Source organism: Bacillus sp. 105MF (assembly GCF_000374885.1).
In the GTDB taxonomy this organism is placed as follows: Bacteria; Bacillota; Bacilli; order Bacillales; family Bacillaceae_G; genus Bacillus_A; species Bacillus_A pseudomycoides.
Genome location: NZ_KB895569.1, coordinates 155,707 through 171,860 on the forward strand (window position 1 = coordinate 155,707; position 16,154 = coordinate 171,860).

General features: G+C 35.1%; 20 protein-coding genes and 1 tRNA gene. 11 read left to right on the forward strand and 10 right to left on the reverse strand.

Annotated features, from left to right (window positions below):
• Positions 1-2 precede the first annotated feature (2 nt).
• From cggR to C564_RS0109020, 4 genes are all read right to left on the reverse strand, one after another.
• Positions 3-1,031 (reverse strand): gapA transcriptional regulator CggR, encoded by a 1,029-nt coding sequence (cggR, locus tag C564_RS0109005; RefSeq protein WP_018765088.1) that lies wholly within the window; start codon positions 1,029-1,031, stop codon positions 3-5.
• A gap of 135 nt (positions 1,032-1,166) precedes the next feature.
• A complete protein-coding gene (locus C564_RS0109010) occupies positions 1,167-1,412 on the reverse strand; it encodes a glutaredoxin family protein (protein ID WP_018765089.1) in 246 nt (81 codons plus the stop codon).
• A gap of 9 nt (positions 1,413-1,421) precedes the next feature.
• Positions 1,422-2,729, reverse strand: coding sequence for an RNA polymerase factor sigma-54 (gene rpoN / locus C564_RS0109015; RefSeq protein WP_018765090.1), 1,308 nt, complete (start codon positions 2,727-2,729; stop codon positions 1,422-1,424).
• A 453-nt stretch (positions 2,730-3,182) separates the two neighbouring features.
• Positions 3,183-3,258: transfer RNA gene (locus C564_RS0109020), tRNA-Arg, on the reverse strand.
• 182 nt (positions 3,259-3,440) lie between these two features.
• Between C564_RS0109020 and C564_RS0109025 the strand changes: the two genes are divergently transcribed.
• The 8 genes from C564_RS0109025 (at position 3,441) to clpP (ending at position 8,072) form a co-directional block, all read left to right on the forward strand.
• Complete coding sequence (locus C564_RS0109025; protein WP_003201925.1) at positions 3,441-3,647, forward strand: DUF1657 domain-containing protein; 207 nt, start codon at positions 3,441-3,443, stop codon at positions 3,645-3,647.
• A gap of 115 nt (positions 3,648-3,762) precedes the next feature.
• Positions 3,763-4,251, forward strand: coding sequence for a YhcN/YlaJ family sporulation lipoprotein (locus tag C564_RS0109030; RefSeq protein ID WP_018765091.1), 489 nt, complete (start codon positions 3,763-3,765; stop codon positions 4,249-4,251).
• Between the two features lie 34 nt (positions 4,252-4,285).
• The gene (gene spoVAC, locus C564_RS0109035) at positions 4,286-4,762 is read left to right on the forward strand and encodes a stage V sporulation protein AC (protein ID WP_003201921.1); all 477 of its coding nucleotides are present in this window, start codon (positions 4,286-4,288) and stop codon (positions 4,760-4,762) included.
• A complete protein-coding gene (spoVAD, locus tag C564_RS0109040; protein ID WP_018765092.1) occupies positions 4,763-5,779 on the forward strand; it encodes a stage V sporulation protein AD in 1,017 nt (338 codons plus the stop codon).
• Positions 5,776-6,126, forward strand: coding sequence for a stage V sporulation protein AE (gene spoVAE, locus C564_RS0109045; RefSeq protein WP_016112492.1), 351 nt, complete (start codon positions 5,776-5,778; stop codon positions 6,124-6,126). Before spoVAD ends, spoVAE begins: the two co-directional genes overlap by 4 nt.
• A gap of 11 nt (positions 6,127-6,137) precedes the next feature.
• Positions 6,138-6,344: a DUF1657 domain-containing protein gene (locus tag C564_RS0109050; RefSeq protein WP_003201916.1), complete on the forward strand. Its 207-nt coding sequence runs from the start codon at positions 6,138-6,140 to the stop codon at positions 6,342-6,344.
• Positions 6,345-6,364: 20 nt separating this feature from the next.
• On the forward strand, positions 6,365-7,240 hold the full coding sequence (locus C564_RS0109055) for a DUF421 domain-containing protein (RefSeq protein WP_018765093.1): 876 nt from the start codon (positions 6,365-6,367) through the stop codon (positions 7,238-7,240).
• Positions 7,241-7,490: 250 nt separating this feature from the next.
• Complete coding sequence (gene clpP / locus C564_RS0109060; RefSeq protein WP_001049163.1) at positions 7,491-8,072, forward strand: ATP-dependent Clp endopeptidase proteolytic subunit ClpP; 582 nt, start codon at positions 7,491-7,493, stop codon at positions 8,070-8,072.
• A gap of 203 nt (positions 8,073-8,275) precedes the next feature.
• Here clpP and C564_RS0109065 read toward each other — a convergent pair whose 3' ends face one another.
• The 6 genes from C564_RS0109065 to C564_RS0109090 form a co-directional block, all read right to left on the reverse strand.
• Complete coding sequence (locus tag C564_RS0109065) at positions 8,276-8,986, reverse strand: Crp/Fnr family transcriptional regulator (protein WP_018765094.1); 711 nt, start codon at positions 8,984-8,986, stop codon at positions 8,276-8,278.
• Positions 8,987-9,245: 259 nt separating this feature from the next.
• A complete protein-coding gene (gene rd, locus C564_RS0109070) occupies positions 9,246-9,410 on the reverse strand; it encodes a rubredoxin (protein WP_000759862.1) in 165 nt (54 codons plus the stop codon).
• Between the two features lie 26 nt (positions 9,411-9,436).
• Positions 9,437-10,657 carry an NAD(P)/FAD-dependent oxidoreductase gene (locus C564_RS0109075; RefSeq protein ID WP_018765095.1) on the reverse strand — a complete coding sequence of 407 codons (1,221 nt, stop codon included), beginning with the start codon at positions 10,655-10,657 and terminating at the stop codon, positions 9,437-9,439.
• 21 nt (positions 10,658-10,678) lie between these two features.
• Positions 10,679-11,914: an FprA family A-type flavoprotein gene (locus C564_RS0109080; protein ID WP_018765096.1), complete on the reverse strand. Its 1,236-nt coding sequence runs from the start codon at positions 11,912-11,914 to the stop codon at positions 10,679-10,681.
• A 163-nt stretch (positions 11,915-12,077) separates the two neighbouring features.
• On the reverse strand, positions 12,078-12,785 hold the full coding sequence (locus C564_RS0109085; protein WP_018765097.1) for a class I SAM-dependent methyltransferase: 708 nt from the start codon (positions 12,783-12,785) through the stop codon (positions 12,078-12,080).
• Positions 12,786-12,949: 164 nt separating this feature from the next.
• Positions 12,950-13,672 carry a YwiC-like family protein gene (locus C564_RS0109090; protein WP_018765098.1) on the reverse strand — a complete coding sequence of 241 codons (723 nt, stop codon included), beginning with the start codon at positions 13,670-13,672 and terminating at the stop codon, positions 12,950-12,952.
• Between the two features lie 350 nt (positions 13,673-14,022).
• Here C564_RS0109090 and ric point away from each other — a divergent pair, with 350 nt between their 5' ends.
• The 3 genes from ric to C564_RS0109105 all read left to right on the forward strand — a co-directional run bounded on the left by ric (position 14,023) and on the right by C564_RS0109105 (position 16,154).
• Entirely contained in the window at positions 14,023-14,730 is a 708-nt protein-coding gene (ric, locus tag C564_RS0109095; protein WP_003201903.1) for an iron-sulfur cluster repair di-iron protein, read from the forward strand.
• 216 nt (positions 14,731-14,946) lie between these two features.
• Positions 14,947-15,600 carry a Crp/Fnr family transcriptional regulator gene (locus C564_RS0109100; protein ID WP_018765099.1) on the forward strand — a complete coding sequence of 218 codons (654 nt, stop codon included), beginning with the start codon at positions 14,947-14,949 and terminating at the stop codon, positions 15,598-15,600.
• Positions 15,601-15,926: 326 nt separating this feature from the next.
• A complete protein-coding gene (locus tag C564_RS0109105; RefSeq protein ID WP_003201898.1) occupies positions 15,927-16,154 on the forward strand; it encodes a DUF1858 domain-containing protein in 228 nt (75 codons plus the stop codon).

Consider the following 16,154-nt stretch of genomic DNA (forward strand, 5'->3'; position numbering starts at 1 on the left):
TATTAAAGGGTAATACCCTTTGTTAATTGTTTCGCTGCACCTTCATCTGTAATTAGAATCGAAGTGTGCCCTTGTTTAATTACAGCCTGTATTGCTTTTGCTTTTGAAGATCCTCCAGCGACCGCAACAACGTGAGATACGTGTTGTAAATCTTTCAGTTGCATACCTACTGTTTGTACTTTATGAACGACATTACCTTGTTCATTGAAATAATAACCGAAGGCCTCGCCGACTGCTTCACTTGCTTTAATTTTCATCCAATCTGCTTCTGAAGTATTTCTGCGCCGTGCCATTGTTAACGCATCACCAATTCCATGAATGACGATATTGGAAGATCGAATCAACTCAAGAACTTCTTTCACGGAAGGCTCTGTCACAATAGACGCATATGCTTCGCTACTTACATGGTCTGGAACATACAATAAGCGATAATTACTCATCGTATTTTGTGCCATCTTCGCACAAATGGTATTGGCCTCTAATTCGACACCTTCTCCAATTCCACCACGCGCTGGGACAAATAGCATATGTAAATCTTTGCAATCTAGTTGCATCATGTCCGCAGCAGCAGCTAGCGTTGTTCCTCCAGCCACAGCAACGATATTATTCGCTGTCAGACGGTCTTTTATACAAGTCACACAAGCACGGCCCATCTCCAGTTTGACCCAAGGTGATTCATCACTATCACCAGGGACAACGAAAACTTCATCCAAGTCTAATGTTTCCTTAAGTTGTTTTTCTAAAACCTTTAACCCGGAAATTTCTTTCATAAAGTCTTCCAAAGCAAGAACCACAGTTGTTCCTTCTTCTGTTAAAGTCATTCCAGAAGAGGCGACGTGAACTAAGTTTTGTTCTTTCAAAACTTGTACTTCACTTCGCAATACTCGTTCTGTCATACCAAGACTTGCAGATAAATTTCTTCTGCCAATCGGCTGCATGAGACGAATGTGCTGAAGAATTTGCATTCTCGTTTGCATAACAGGTAGCAGATCAGGTAATAATTTTTTTGTATTTTGAATCCATGAGCGCATATCTTTTCTCCTCACTGCATCGGTTCATTTTCCCTCGTGGTCACTTTGTGTCCCATAGTGACATTTTACGTCCCACTAGGTTTAAAAAAATAATCCCTGCTACGTTTATTATTGTAACAGGAGATAGAAACTTATTCAACTCTTAACTGCATTCTTTATATAGTTTATTATGACATCTTTGTGAATGACACCGCATTCCGCCTGTTTTCCGTCAATTTCCACAACAGGAATCATAATTTGATACTTTTCTAAAAGCTCATCATCTTCATATATATCTATTTCCTCGATTTCAAAAGAATATTCATGTTGCACTTCTTTCAACAGCTGTTTTGCCTTCTCACAAAGGCCACAATCCGTTTTCGTATATAAAACAACCTTCATCTTCTTCACCTATCCAATTGTTTTTCGAAGAGAAGAAGCAGGAATATTCATTTGTTCTCGATATTTCGCAACCGTTCTTCTTGAAATAACGATTTCATGCTCTTCTTCTAACAATTTTGAAATTTTTTGATCTGAAAGTGGTTTTTTCTTGTTTTCTTTTTCTACAAGCGCTTGCATCAATTGTTTAACACGCTTTGTAGAAACAGCCTCATCTTCTGTTGTAACCACTGCGTTACTAAAAAATGACTTCATTTCAAACAATCCGTGCGGCGTTTGTACATATTTATTACGGGTAGCACGGCTAATTGTAGATTCATGTACACTTAGTTCTTCAGCTACTTCTTTTAAGGAGAGTGGTTTTAAGTACTCTGGCCCCTGCCAAAAGAAATCACGTTGTTTCTTCATAATGATTTCCATCACTTGCAAAAGCGTTTGTTTCCGTTGCTTTAAACTGCGCATAATCCACTGCACATGCTGATACTTCTCAGATACATAAGAAGCAACCTCACTTTCACTATTATGAAGAAGTGCACTATACTCTGAATGAATTTCAATCCTTGGCATGTTACGTTCATTCATTTGTAAAACGAGACGATCGCCGTCTTTTTTAACAGCCATATCAGGAACAATATAAAGCGGTTTTTCAGAGCTAAACGCAAGCCCTGGTTTTGGCTGAAGCGATGTAATACAATCAACAGCTGATTGTAATTCTTCATTATTACATTTCATAACATGGATAAGTTTCCGCCAATCTTTCTTAACAAAATACACGAAATGTTCATCCACAATCATTTCTGCCAGCTCATCCCGTTTTTGTAAGCGCTTCAATTGAAGTGATAGACACTCCTGAATATTACGCGCTCCCACCCCTGCTGGCTCTAATGACTGGACAAGCTCCATAGAACAGTCCACTACATCAATATGTGCTGCAAGTAGTTCTGCTAATTCTTCATTGGTTTCTTGTAAATAACCATTCTCATCCATGTTCATAATGATGAAAGAAGCTGCTTTTCGCTGCTCTTCATCTATTTTATAATACTGTATTTGATCTAATAAGTGTTGCTGAATCGTTGTCGAATCCACACTGTAAATTTCCATTTGATTATTAACTTGTTTGCTTGTACTTTTACTTTTGCTTGAGCTCTTTTTCTTCTCCCTCTCAAAGCCACCTAACTCAATAAGGGGATTCTCTAACGATTGCTCATACAAAAACTCCGATAATTCCTGCACATTATATTGGAGCATTGTAATCGCTTGTCTTAACTCTTGTGTCATGGCCAAACGTAAGCTTTGTTCTTGTAAAAGACTTGCCTTCAATCTAATCTCCCCCTTGTTTCTATTGTACAATAAGTTTCCTAAAAGGAGAATCCTGCGCAGATACCCATTCCAAATATTATTAATTTATATGTATTAATGAAATTTACATCTTACAACTGAAAAATGGATAATATTGAAAGAAAACAATAAAAAATATATATAAATACAAGTTGAAGAACTGACATAAAACCTTTCTTTTGGAATGGAAGAGATAATCCGATCATACGTAGAAGCGGTCAGTTCCTTTTTTAGCCCCTTGCCAAGCGAACACAAAAGGAGAAAGTGCGTGGAGACCTCCTTTTCTGTTCATAGCCCCGGCTTATAGGCTTGAAAATCTAAATGAATATATAGAACATTTTTATTACCATGTACTAATAGTAAATCTTATGAACAGATATAACAAGAAGGAAATAAAAAAGTCCTAACCTACAAATGTAAGTTAAGACTTTTTGACGCGCCCAGAGGGATTCGAACCCCCGGCAGACGTGGTACCGGAAACCACCGCTCTATCCGACTGAGCTATGGGCGCATAAACGATATATTGGTAATTATATCTTCTTATGTCAATGTACGCAACTACTATCATATAAAAAAGCTCTCCTCACTATTTCTTCAAAAACAAATCGTCAATCCTAAATTTGGTAATTATATTTTTGGGGCTACTCACAAATTATAATCATTGAATTCATATTCTTAAGGAGGCTTCATTCAATGACTGTAATTACAAAATTAAAACAAACTGTTTCTGGATTAAAAAGTGCGCAAGCAAGCTTAGAGGGGTTCGCTCTTGATACGGACAACCAACAAGCAAAACAACTTTTCCAAACAGCTGCACAACAAACACAATCTATTATTGATTCTTTAAACCCACGTGTTGATGAAGTTCAGCAAGAAGAGCCTCAATACGGACAACAATAAGTGAAAGTACTATACCATCTCATGGCACTCACTTTTTGAGAAACAGAAAAAGGATGATTCCATATCATCCTTTTTCACTCAGATTACATAAAGCAATAGAAATGGAATGATCGTAATGCGAAAACTTGGAATCATAACCGCGTTATTCGTACTACTACTCAGCTCATTTACCGGCTGTGGTAGTAGTCCATTAGATAAAAAAGTAAAAAAAGAAGAAGCGAAACGAACAGAGGAAAAGAATGGTCCAAAGTTAACGAAGATGAGTACAGAATCCTTTAATCAGTCTATCTCTCAAGAAGCAAAGAAGAAAGTACTTGCTATGGAGGAAATAATAAAAGCCACAGCCGTTAACTCCAACTTAGATCTTTACATAGCTGTCAAACCAGAGCATCACGAAAGATTCGGTTTAAAACCTCTGCGCACCAAAATCAAAAAACAATTGAGCGATGAGTATCCTACTTTCAATATTCAAGTAAGTACAGATCGAAAAATTTTCATGCTATTAGATAACCTGGAGAACAAAATTAAGAAAAAAGAAGTAAACAAGGATCAGATCAAAAAGCAATTAAAACTCATTCAATCAGAAGTGAAATCCGATACGTAATTGTACGTTTTCTAAAAGAAAAGGAAGGATCCAAATGTCCAGTAAAGACAAAAATTTAACACCTGTACAACAGGAATATAAAAAATTTGCACAACAGCGCGAACCGAAACGGCCTGTTTTAAAAAATTGTATAAAAGCTTTTTTTGTTGGCGGTCTTATCTGTTTTATCGGCCAACTCATCTCTACCTTTTATATCACCTATTTCGATTTCACTGAAAGATCTGCAGGAAACCCAACAGTAGCGACACTCATTTTCATCTCTATGTTACTAACTGGATTCGGTGTGTATGACCGTCTTGGACAATTTGCTGGCGCTGGTACAGCCGTACCGGTTACTGGTTTTGGCAATTCTGTTATCGCCGCATGCATCGAACACCGAACGGAAGGCTTTGTCCTTGGGGTAGGTGGCAACATGTTTAAATTAGCAGGATCTGTTATTTTATTTGGTGTATTTTCTGCTTTCGTAATCGCTCTTATTAAAACCATTCTTGTTCAATGGGGAGGCTTGTAAATGTTACAAGGACACCGAACATGGGTATTTGAAAATAAACCAGTTATCATCTCAACAGGTGTAGTCGGTGGGCCATTTGAAGCAAAAGGAAAAATCCCTGAAGACTTTGATACTCTTCATGAAGATTTATGGCTCGGACAAGATTCTTATGAAAAGGCGCATAAAATTTTATTTGAAGAAGCTTGTAGCCGTGCAACGGAAAAAGCAAGACTTCGTAAAGAAGATATTCAATTTGTACTCGCCGGAGACTTAATTAACCAAATTACACCTTCAAGCTTTGCTTGTCGTACACTTGGCACTCCTTATCTTGGATTATTTGGTGCTTGCTCTACTTCTATGGAAGGCCTTGCTCTCGGTGCAAGCATTGTAAATGCAAAAGGAGCAAAATATTTATTAACAGGTTCATCAAGTCATAATACAGCCGTGGAAAAACAATTCCGCTATCCAACTGAATACGGCGGTCAAAAACCACCTACCGCTCAATGGACCGTAACTGGTGCTGGTGCTGCGCTTTTAAGTAGTACAGGAGATGGACCGCGTGTGACATCCGCAACAATTGGACGGGTTGTTGATATGGGCTTAACTGACCCCTTTAACATGGGAGGCGCGATGGCTCCAGCTGCTGTCGATACAATCGAAGCACATTTACGCGATATGCAAATTGATGCATCTCACTATGATTTAATCGTAACGGGCGACCTAGGTCATGTCGGACGTGAAATTTCCTATGATTTACTGCATAAGCACGGAACAAAAGTAAAGAGCGAGCAATTTCAAGATTGTGGATTGCTCATTTATCGGGAAGGCCAACCCGTATTAGCTGGTGGAAGCGGGGCAGGTTGTTCAGCAACAGTCGTATACGGACATTTATTAAACCGAATGAAGAAGGGTGAGTTCAAAAGGATGCTTGTCGTAGCGACCGGCGCTTTATTGTCTCCTCTTACATTTCAACAAGAAGAAACCATTCCGTGCATCGCCCATGCCGTATCGATTGAATTTGGAGGTGTAGAGCAATGATATTTTTCTGGGCTTTTGTCATCGGTGGACTCATCTGCGTAATCGGGCAGCTTATGTTTGATGTCGGTAAGCTCACGCCCGCTCACACAATGGCAACACTCGTTGTTGCTGGTGCTATATTAGATGGATTTAATTTATATGAACCACTAATCGATTTTGCCGGAGCTGGGGCAACCGTTCCGATTACAAGTTTCGGAAACGCCCTTGTTCATGGAGCAATGGCAGAGGCGGCAAAGCACGGGATTGTCGGCGTTATAACAGGTATGTTTAAAGTAACAAGTGCTGGTATCTCCGCAGCCATTATATTCGGATTTATCGGCGCATTACTATTTAAACCAAAAGGATAAGAGGTGTTCCCATGACCGTTGTTGCTAGTGTAAAAACATGCCTCGCTAGTTTAAAAGGTGCACAAGCAAGTTTAAGTACCCTTTCACAAGACGCGGCTGACGAAGAAGCAAAACGCGTTTTCCATGAATGTATGTTAGAAATGGATAGTGTTATCGCTGATTTAAAGAACAGAATTTCGATGTTAGAACGGGAAGAACCACAATATAAAGGATTTTAGGCAAACTGGAGGGAATTTATATGCCTCACATTCACATACCAGAATGGCCACTTGTCATTATACGTTCTTTATGTATCTTGATTATTTTATTCGCTATCACAAAATGGCTTGGAAAAAGACAAATCTCTCAGCTTTCTTTTTTCGAATACATAGCCGGTATGACAATTGGTGATATCGCTGCTGAAGTATCGACTGGGCTAGAACAAAACTTTTTCCACGGTGTTTCCAGTATACTTGTTTTTGCGATCGTACCTTTTTTCGCTGGACTTGCTTCTTTAAAAAACAAAACAGTAAGAGACTTCTTTGAGGGAAAATCTACTGTTTTTATAAAAGATGGAAAAGTACTCGAAGATAATTTGAAAAAGGAAAAATATACAAGCGATGAATTACTCGAACTCCTTCGTAAAAAAGATGTATTCAACATAGCTGATGTTGAATTTGCTGTATTAGAGCCAAATGGCGAATTAAACGTCTTATTGAAAAAGGATAGACAACCACTAACCGCAAAAGACATCGGACTAAAAGTGCCGAACGAAAAGGAAACACATACAGTAATTATGGATGGCAATGTACTAGATGAACCACTTTCAGCTAGCGGTCATAATCGCGCTTGGCTTCACATGGAGTTAGAGAAGATTGGAGTTGTAATAGAAAATGTCTTTCTTGGACAAGTCGACTCTTACGGACAACTTACTGTCGACATCTATAATGACAAAATCCAAATGCCTTCGCCTCAAAATAAGCCATTGCTATTAGCTTCTTTAAAAAAATGTCATGCTGATCTTGAATTATTTTCTTTAGAAACAAAATCGAAATCAGCAAGTCAAATGTATAGCAAAAATGCAAAACAAATCGAACATATTTTAAATAAAGTAACCTACCTCTTAAAAGAATAGGAAACAAAAGGACGCTTCTACGAAAAAGGCGTTCTTTTGTTTTTCGCGAATACTATACTTCTCCTATTACGTTTAAATTTATATAATTCGGTTATGATGTTGAAGATACATAAGCAGGGAATTCCAAAAACATAGCGAATAAATCATGATACAACTACATATTTTTTTGATTTAAAGTGGTTTCGTTTGACCTTTATTGACCATAATTGTATTATAAGACTAAGAAAGCTTTCAAAGGAGGAAATAACAGATGAATTTAATTCCTACAGTAATTGAACAAACAAATCGTGGAGAACGCGCTTACGATATTTACTCTCGACTATTAAAAGACCGCATCATTATGCTTGGTAGCGCAATTGATGACAACGTAGCAAACTCAATCGTTTCCCAGCTTTTATTCTTGGAATCTCAGGATCCAGAAAAAGATATTCACATCTACATCAACAGTCCTGGCGGTTCTATCACAGCAGGTATGGCAATTTACGATACAATGCAGTTTATTAAACCACAAGTATCAACAATTTGTATCGGTATGGCAGCATCTATGGGTGCTTTCCTACTTGCAGCAGGTGAAAAAGGAAAACGTTATGCACTTCCAAACAGTGAAGTAATGATTCACCAACCACTTGGCGGAGCACAAGGTCAAGCGACTGAAATCGAAATCGCTGCAAAACGTATCCTATTCTTACGTGAAAAATTAAACCAAATTCTTGCTGATCGCACAGGTCAACCATTAGAAGTTCTACAACGCGACACAGACCGCGACAACTTCATGACAGCAGAAAGAGCACTAGAATACGGCTTAATCGATAAAATCTTTACAAATCGTTAATATACTTAAAAGCGGAAGCGGCTCGTTCAAAAGAGCCGCTTCACAAAAAAAGCTATCGTACATGCGATAGCTTTTTTCTTATAAAGTAGTGGCTAATTCTACGAAAGAACAGATTAAGAGCAATATGTTTCCAAAAGTAGAAAGGAATTCAATATTATGTGTAGTCTCCATAACATTGCTTTTAGTTTAATATCCCTACCCATTTACTCGATATATTCTCTAAAAGCTAACTTATTTTCAACTATAATCTGCTTATTTCCAATTGACGTCATAAATCCTAACTCTTCAAATTTACTTAATTTACGACTAATTGTTTCTCTTGTCATTCCTATATAGTTTGCCATTTCTTCTCGTGTCAATGGTAAGTTTATAAGTATTCCTTTATCAGTATCTTTACCATACGTTTCACAAAATTCTAGAATTATATAGGCGATTCTAACTTCCGGATCATTTGTTGCCAGATTGTGTGCTAAATTCTCCGTATGTGCTAACCGTTTTGTAACTGTTTTTAACAATTTTAATGCAATACCTGGGTTCCGCTCCATAATACTATCCATATCAGCTTTTGTTAACATACAAATTTTTGTATCTTCTATAGCATATGCACTGAAATTACTCTTCTCATCGCAATTAAATATATTCAATTCACAAAAACATTCACCACTTGTTAAAATATGCAAGATTTGCTCTTTTCCTTGAAGAGTTAATTTGGATAACTTTACTTGCCCCTGATTAATAATAAATAATGTATCTGACTTCTCTCCTTCATGAATTAATGGTTGCCCCTTTTTAAATTGCTTATGTTTTGTCATTGAAGCTATTTTTAAAATTTCTTCATCAGATAGGGACTGAAAAATAAGGACCTTTCTTGGACAAGGCTTCACTGTATTTTTACGATAACATTTTTCTTTCACATTACCTCACCTAACTTTAAATATATTATATAAAGTGAAACTTTAATCAGTAAGAATCCTCTTTATCCTCTAATGATTATTCCGAGCTTTTACAGACAGCTTATCTCTCGCCTTACTTCTCTACTTTTGCTGAATTTTAATCGTATCTACATTATTATAGCTTTTCCTAAAGTCCTCACGTGTGACCCCAATCACTTAAAAACTCTTTCCTTATAAAAAAGTAACGAGAGATTAAATAATCTTCTCATTACTTTTTGTACTATTCTTCTACTGGCGCAAAATGTTCAGTATCTTCTCCACATACCGGACACACCCAATCTTCTGGTAAATCTTCAAAACTTGTTCCTGGTTCTATATCTTCATCTGGATCTCCAATTTCTGGATCATAAATATAACCACATGGTAAACAAATATATTTTTTCATTATAATGCCCTCTTTCTATTACCATATTAAGATTGTAGTTTCTCTTTTACCTTGCTCATTATTTCACTTATATTCGTATTTTTCATATCAATCTCTTCCAATGATACTTGTTCTTCAATAGCGGATTTGTAAGGGATAGATGCAACTACTCCTTCTAATGAGATAACACCTACTATTTTATTATCTTTAATAAACAACCTTGTATATTTCTCTTTGCCATCCTCTTCAACAATCGTTGTATCACATTGTTTTTCATCAATACATCCAATTGAGAATAAAGATATATCAAACGCATTAAAGATTGTAACTGGAATTGCTTTCTTGTAAGTAGCAGAAATAGAAACCATGTTACTACCTGCAATTTTCCCTTGATCTATTGCTCGTCCCCATAGACCGTCAATTTCACCATTTACCTCCGCTACATCCCCAGCAGCATATACAGATTCCACATTCGTTTCCATCATCTCATTGACAACAATACCTCTATTTACGTGGATAGGAGTATAATTCACTAGTGAAATGTTAGGAGTGACTCCAATTGAATACACAACACTATCACAAGCAATTCGTTGATCACCATTTACTTTAATTCCAGTTACTTCTTCTCCTCCGAGAATAGAATCAATAGTTGTATTTACATATACCTTTACTCCTGCACTTTCAATTTTTTGTTTTAATAAAAGAGACGTTTTCTCATCTAATTGTCTTCCCATTAATTTATCTGCAACTTCCACAATGGATACTTTTTTACCCGCGTTCACGATAGACCAAGCTGTTTCTAATCCTTGTACGCCTCCCCCAATGTTTACAACACTCTTTTTACCTTCTAAACATGTTTTAAAATCACCCGCGTCATGCATGTCTCTAATCGTAAAGACATTTTTTTTATTTATTCCATCTATTCGTAGCTTCTTATTATTTGCACCTGTACAGATTAACAGTTTGTAATAAGCAATTTTTTCATTATTCGCTGTAACAATATGTTGCTGCTCCGTATCAATTTTTACCACCTTTGTATTTGTAAAAATTGATATATTATTTTTTTGGTACCACTTCTCTTTTTTGATTAAAACTTTTTCGCTATGCAAATCTGTGTATAACTCTTTTGATAGTTTAATTCTGTTATAGGGTAAAGATGATTCTTCACCAAAAATGAATATATTTGAATCTTTATCATGGTCTCTAACTATTTTTGCAGCATTTACAGCAGCTACTCCGCTTCCGATAATAACAAAATTCTTTTCCATGTCTTCACCTACGTTTTTCTATTAAATAGAGCTTAATAATAAATCTGTAACAAATGTTGTTGCATGTTTGATTTGTTGTGTTTTTTCTTCACTCTTTGGAGAAAATCTTATGCGAATAGGGAATTCAACATGAGTCATACCTGTAGATTTAATAACATTTGATGTACTTTGGACTCTCATGTTTGTTTCATTTAGGTAATCTTGTACTACCTCGATTGCTTCACCACTCCAACCGTATGATCCGAATACAGCTGCGATTTTCCCTTCTAAGTTCATTTCCTTCATTTCTATTAAAATTTCTTCTAAGTTTCCAATCATATCTGCATATTTAGTTGACGATCCGATGAAGACTGCATCTGCTTCTTGAATACTTCCTAGAATCTGAGCTTTATCCGATTTATCAGCATTAAATACTGTTACTTTAATATTATCTGCCTCGAATGTTTCTTTAATGATATTCGCGATTTTTTTCGTGTTGTTTTTAATAGTTGTATATACAATTGTTACTTTTTTACCTTGCGTTGTATCTTTACTCATTTCTGCATATAAATCGATATATTTTTGGACATCTTTTCGTAAAATGTACCCATGAGATGGAGCGATCATTTGTACATCTAAACCTTCTAATGCCTCTATTAACGTTCTAACATATCTTCTATGTGGATGAATGATCGCATTATAGTAGCCTATGAAATCTTCCGTAATATCTTCATTCACTTCATCGTTAAAGAATTCATAATTCGCTACATGTGTACTGAAAATATCACATGGGAATAAAATTTTATCCTCGATACAATACGTGATCATTGTTTCTTCTGTATGAAGATATGGGGTTTCTTTAAATTTCAACGTTTTTCCACCAATATCTAATGTATCTCCATCTTTGACGACTAAGAAATTTCTGTGATGCAATTTGTACATTTCCTGCAACTCAGGTACTGCAATTTCTGTGCATACAATTGTAGCCTTTGTAGCCTTTGAGGCTAATGCTGCCAAGCCACCTGAATGATCTGGCTCTGTATGATTTACTACGATATATTGAATTTCTTGTGGATCAATTAATTTACTTAAACATTCTACAAATTCTCTTCCAAACTCTAGATCAACTGTATCAATCACTGTTGGTTTTTCAGTTTTTAAAAGATACGCATTATAAGTTGTTCCTTTTGCTAAAATCAAACGATGAAACGGTACTTCCCTATCATCAATCTTTCCAACCCAATATATATCTTCTGTTAGCTTCACTTCTCTATCCATATTGTTTCACTGCCTTCCAAATGGTATCTGTTAACAACAACTGTATTATAAAAATTTTCCTAAGATAAAAAGATGACTGGAATCACATTTTGCAAAACTAAATAAAAAAACACCTTAGCGAATGGGAAAGGTCTCCTTCACTAAGGCATCTTGAATAACGTATTTATTTTGTAGCTACAAGCACTAATGCTGATTTATTAGGTAAATAAGCCTCTTTCTCAAAATTACCGAACGTTTCTATAGTCCGAAAACCAGATTCTTTTAACATAGGCAGTAATTCCTTTTTCGTAATAGGATATAACGAAATACTATTTGATAATTCTTTATCATCTACATTCAATGTTGCAGTAAATAATACTTTTTCTCCTTCTAGCGTATAATTACGCTTAAAGGAGAAATGTTTCTTCTCTAGTATTGGAAATTTGAAATTATTTTCATCTAATACTTTTTCATAATTTACAATTTGAATCATTAGTTTTCCGTTTACTTTTAATTTTTCATAAGATCCACAGATAAAATTAAAGATTTCTTTCGTATTATCTAAATGAACAAGTGTATTTCCAATACAATAAATACCATCAAATACTCCAGGCACATTTTTAATTTGTTGCATCCCAAATGTATTTACACTAAATATCCCTTCGTAAACTGCAGCCTTCTCTCGAATTTTTGCAGCCAGTGTCTCCTCTGGTTCCATTGCAGTAACAGCAAAACCCTTTTCAACTAGCGCTTGGGCTACATTACCTGTTCCTGCGCCCACATCCAGTATAGAGCTACCTTTTTGTAAATAAGAGACTATAAAATTTGTTTGTTTCTCATTTGCAGGAAAAAGTTCATCATAATATGGCGTTAACGTTTGATAGAAAGTCATTATTTATACAGTCCTTTCAGTATCTAGCATTCAAATCATAGTCAATTACTACCCGTAAATAGCAGGATAATATATATGAAATGTAAAAAAGCTATTTGAATCAGTTTCCTTATCAAAATATTACTGAACCATCACAAATTTACTGTAATAATTACGAGAAATTATTACAGTAAGGCTTTGGCTAACAACATTACTGTAATAAAAAAGTAAATCGAATTTACAATCTCTAAAATACCCAATTTTAAAATTGAAATATTTCTACCATAAAATATTATGGATCGTACTAAACTTGGTATAAAGATAATGCTAAACCACGGTGATACAATTAAAGTAATAATCACGAGTAAAGAATGGTAACCCCACGAAACCAAACGATACGTTGGATTCTTTTTCTCACGAATCATCGACTTTACATAAAACGTACTTCCCATAAAATATAAAAATGATATCACTACAATTACACATGCTTTCTCATCAACTGTTTTCATTGTGAAATAATAACTAATTATTCCACCTTTACAAAACAAAATAATAGCAAATATATCATTTAACAAAGCTCGTTCGTTTTTTTGACGTGAATAATAAATATTTATGAAAAAGCATGGAAGCATAACAATGGAGAACAATAAAATACGCCATTCATATATAAGAGCGACAATCGCGAACACACAGGCCACACTAAAATAAAGAAAGAAATAATATAGGTAATACTTCTTCCTTGGTTGCTTCACATACATTAGTAAAGGATACGTAGCTAAGTATACGAATAACCATGCAAAAAAAAGCGGAATATGGTACCACGTCCCTTTACCAATTAAAACGCTCAAGATAAATGGAATAAGTAACATTCCCCATGCTCCATGCTGCTTTGGAATAATTAACTTCATTCTTTCGACACTCTCCCCCAAAGTTTTGATCAATAATGTCATACGTGCTACATACAAAAATATTTCAAATGTTTTTATAATGCTTTGCTACTGAATCAAACAAAAGGATCGAGATCAATATTTATATAAAATAGATTCCCTATATCCTCTTTCATTAAAGATAAGCCATGTTCAAAAAGGATACTGTGAGTAAAATCACTGCATTATTTTTTCTTTGCAATTTTAAATTTATATAAAAATCACTAATGATAAAATTCACTCATTATAAGTGATTTATATCACCACATGAACGCTAAATTATCGATATTCTTAACCCAGATCAAACATTTAAACTTTATGGAGGTATTCATATGAAACATATTTTTACCGAAGATTCCGTTATTGGTGATATTGTTACACAATTTCCAAAGGCAAGTGACCTTTTCAAATCATATAGAATAGATTTTTGCTGTGGTGGTAATAGACCCATTATCGATGCTATTAATGAAAGAAATTTATCCTCAGAAGAAATTTTAACAAAGTTAAATACGCTCTATCATGAAACAAAACAATTAAACGAATCTGAAATTGATTGGAAAACAGCTTCGTATAGTGAATTAATCGATTATATTGTGAATAAACATCATCGCTATTTGAATGAAGAATTACCGTTGTTAAGCCCCTACGTAACAAAAGTATTACGCGTTCATGGAGCAGGACAACCACATTTAGCTCAAATTCATAAGCTATTCCATGAATTAAAAACAGAATTAGAGCAACATTTAATTAAAGAAGAAACAGAAGATTTCCCTTTGATTTTAGCATTTGAACAAAATCCAACTGATGAAAATTATATGAAATTACGCAAAGTAGTAGATGAATTAGAAAATGAACACAACCACGCTGGTGATATTATTAAAGAACTTCGTAAAGTTACAAATGACTTTACTCCCCCAGTAGGCGCTTGTGGCACTTATCGTCTTGTCTATCAACGACTTGAAGCTCTTGAATCTGATTTATTCGAGCATATACATTTAGAAAATAACGTTTTATTTCCACGTGCAATTGCACAAGCTTAAATAAGAATAAAACAGGCCGACATCTGCATTCATGAAAAGCGTATACCTCCATCTTCCTCTCTTATTTTTCACAAATCTTACAAGTTCCAATTTTGTTTTTGAAATTCATCTCACCTTCACCAAAAGTATGATTTTTATCACTGCTTCATTTTTCTATTTAGGATACATTAATAAGAAAAGCACTATCTTTTGGATGATGTTAGGAGTGATGAATACATGTCAGAAATAATAAAAAAACACTTACAGGGCGTTTCCCTCTTTAAAGAACTTTCAGAAGAAGAAATTCAACCCATTGTGGAAATTTCACGAATGCGAATGTATAAAGCAAAATCATTTGTATTTATGCAGGGTGATACACTTGACCGAGTATTTTTTATTCGCTCTGGCAAAGAACAAATTGTTTCTATACTTCAAGATGGAGAAATGTTTCCTCACTCTGGCTTCTTTCGAAAAGGTTCATTTCCTGCTCATGCTGAAATTCTTGAAGATGCCCAATTAATTGTCATTCCTATCGTTGATTTTGAGATGATTTTAATTAAGTACCCTGAATTATGTATTAAATTATTTAGAGTTCTTGGAGAGAAAATCGTAGATCTTCAAAATAGATTAGAAGAACAAATTCTTCATGACACATATGCGAGAATTATTATGCTACTGCTACGCCTATGTAAGTCAAATGATGTACAGATAAATGAAAAATATAAAATAACAACCCATTTTACGAACCGAGAGCTCGCCAACATGATTGGAACATCAAGAGAAACTATGAGCCGAACCATTACTTACTTAAGAAAAAATGAACTAATTGCTACGGATGGAGATGGTCATTTCCTTATCGATCTAAACAAGTTGGAAAATGAAATTATATAATCTGATCCCAAGCTGTCCTAAATCAATATTCTATTCGAAGTCATCACCCTTTCATTAGTGATACTCCCATCAGTGGAGGCTCTCCATCCTCCACTGATGGCGATCCTTCATGACAGCTTTTTACAAGACTGTGCACTCTGCTCTAACTTCCTTTTTCCCTTTAAATCTTAATATCGCAATGTTACTAATTGAGAATAGTAAGATAAAAGCAAAAGTGACAAACTTGTTAAAAAGAAAGAATGTGTGATTTGACTCACAATTCTATCCCTACCTTTATGTTACATTGTAATTGAAAATTACTATCATTTGTTTTCGAGGTGAGAATAATGACAAAGTTAATTGATTTTCATCAAACTGTTTATGATTTAACTACCCAATACCCTGAGATCATCCCTCTTTTAAAAGATCTTGGCTTTGAAAATATAACGAAACCTAATATGCTTCAAACAGCCGGCCGTATAATGACAATTCCAAACGGATGCCGAATGAAAGGAATTTCACTTGATACAGTAAAGGAAAGTTTTAAAAATAATGAATTTCACATTAACGAGTAG

Coding starts and splice junctions, on each gene's coding strand:
- C564_RS0109080 (WP_018765096.1), bottom strand. CDS start 11,914: ATGGATAGAGAAGTGAAGCTAACAGAAGATATATATTGGGTTGGAAAG.
- C564_RS0109030 (WP_018765091.1), top strand. CDS start 3,763: ATGCGAAAACTTGGAATCATAACCGCGTTATTCGTACTACTACTCAGC.
- spoVAE (WP_016112492.1), top strand. CDS start 5,776: ATGATATTTTTCTGGGCTTTTGTCATCGGTGGACTCATCTGCGTAATC.
- cggR (WP_018765088.1), bottom strand. CDS start 1,031: ATGCGCTCATGGATTCAAAATACAAAAAAATTATTACCTGATCTGCTA.
- C564_RS0109075 (WP_018765095.1), bottom strand. CDS start 10,657: ATGGAAAAGAATTTTGTTATTATCGGAAGCGGAGTAGCTGCTGTAAAT.
- C564_RS0109105 (WP_003201898.1), top strand. CDS start 15,927: ATGACAAAGTTAATTGATTTTCATCAAACTGTTTATGATTTAACTACC.
- ric (WP_003201903.1), top strand. CDS start 14,023: ATGAAACATATTTTTACCGAAGATTCCGTTATTGGTGATATTGTTACA.
- C564_RS0109025 (WP_003201925.1), top strand. CDS start 3,441: ATGACTGTAATTACAAAATTAAAACAAACTGTTTCTGGATTAAAAAGT.
- rd (WP_000759862.1), bottom strand. CDS start 9,410: ATGAAAAAATATATTTGTTTACCATGTGGTTATATTTATGATCCAGAA.
- C564_RS0109050 (WP_003201916.1), top strand. CDS start 6,138: ATGACCGTTGTTGCTAGTGTAAAAACATGCCTCGCTAGTTTAAAAGGT.
- C564_RS0109055 (WP_018765093.1), top strand. CDS start 6,365: ATGCCTCACATTCACATACCAGAATGGCCACTTGTCATTATACGTTCT.
- C564_RS0109085 (WP_018765097.1), bottom strand. CDS start 12,785: ATGACTTTCTATCAAACGTTAACGCCATATTATGATGAACTTTTTCCT.
- spoVAD (WP_018765092.1), top strand. CDS start 4,763: ATGTTACAAGGACACCGAACATGGGTATTTGAAAATAAACCAGTTATC.
- C564_RS0109090 (WP_018765098.1), bottom strand. CDS start 13,672: ATGAAGTTAATTATTCCAAAGCAGCATGGAGCATGGGGAATGTTACTT.
- C564_RS0109100 (WP_018765099.1), top strand. CDS start 14,947: ATGTCAGAAATAATAAAAAAACACTTACAGGGCGTTTCCCTCTTTAAA.
- C564_RS0109010 (WP_018765089.1), bottom strand. CDS start 1,412: ATGAAGGTTGTTTTATATACGAAAACGGATTGTGGCCTTTGTGAGAAG.
- spoVAC (WP_003201921.1), top strand. CDS start 4,286: ATGTCCAGTAAAGACAAAAATTTAACACCTGTACAACAGGAATATAAA.
- clpP (WP_001049163.1), top strand. CDS start 7,491: ATGAATTTAATTCCTACAGTAATTGAACAAACAAATCGTGGAGAACGC.